A 737-nucleotide genomic window follows, 5' to 3' on the forward strand; every position below is an offset into this window, starting at 1 on the left:
TTGTCGTCAGCTCGTGTCGTGAGATGTTGGGTTAAGTCCCGCAACGAGCGCAACCCTTGTTCTTAGTTGCCAGCATTTAGTTGGGCACTCTAAGGAGACTGCCGGTGACAAACCGGAGGAAGGTGGGGATGACGTCAAATCATCATGCCCCTTATGACCTGGGCTACACACGTGCTACAATGGATGGTACAAAGGGCTGCAAGACCGCGAGGTTTAGCCAATCCCATAAAACCATTCTCAGTTCGGATTGTAGGCTGCAACTCGCCTACATGAAGCCGGAATCGCTAGTAATCGCGGATCAGCATGCCGCGGTGAATACGTTCCCGGGCCTTGTACACACCGCCCGTCACACCACGAGAGTTTGTAACACCCGAAGTCGGTGGGGTAACCGTAAGGAGCCAGCCGCCTAAGGTGGGACAGATGATTGGGGTGAAGTCGTAACAAGGTAGCCGTATCGGAAGGTGCGGCTGGATCACCTCCTTTCTAAGGATAATGCAGTCCTTGTGGACTGATAAAACGTTGACTGTTACTTGTTTGTTTAGTTTTGAGGGAGTAATTCTCTCAAAGCTTTTTTTAATCGTTCCTTGAAAACTAGATAATCGTAAGAAGAAGTCAAAGTAAAACCGAGAATCGCCACATTAGTTTTTCTCTCTTATTTAATAAGAAGAAAATAACCTTTTAGGTTAAGTTAGAAAGGGCGCACGGTGGATGCCTTGGCACTAGGAGCCGATGAAGGA

At 48.3% G+C, this 737-nt stretch carries 1 rRNA gene; it reads left to right on the forward strand.

Annotated features, from left to right (window positions below):
* Positions 1-483: ribosomal RNA gene (locus tag MLOOGBEN_RS28815) — 16S ribosomal RNA — on the forward strand; the annotation flags it as partial.
* Positions 484-737 lie beyond the last annotated feature (254 nt).

Origin of the sequence: Bacillus sp. EB106-08-02-XG196, assembly GCF_013396335.1 — a bacterium.
Classification (GTDB): Bacteria; Bacillota; Bacilli; order Bacillales; family Cytobacillaceae; genus Neobacillus.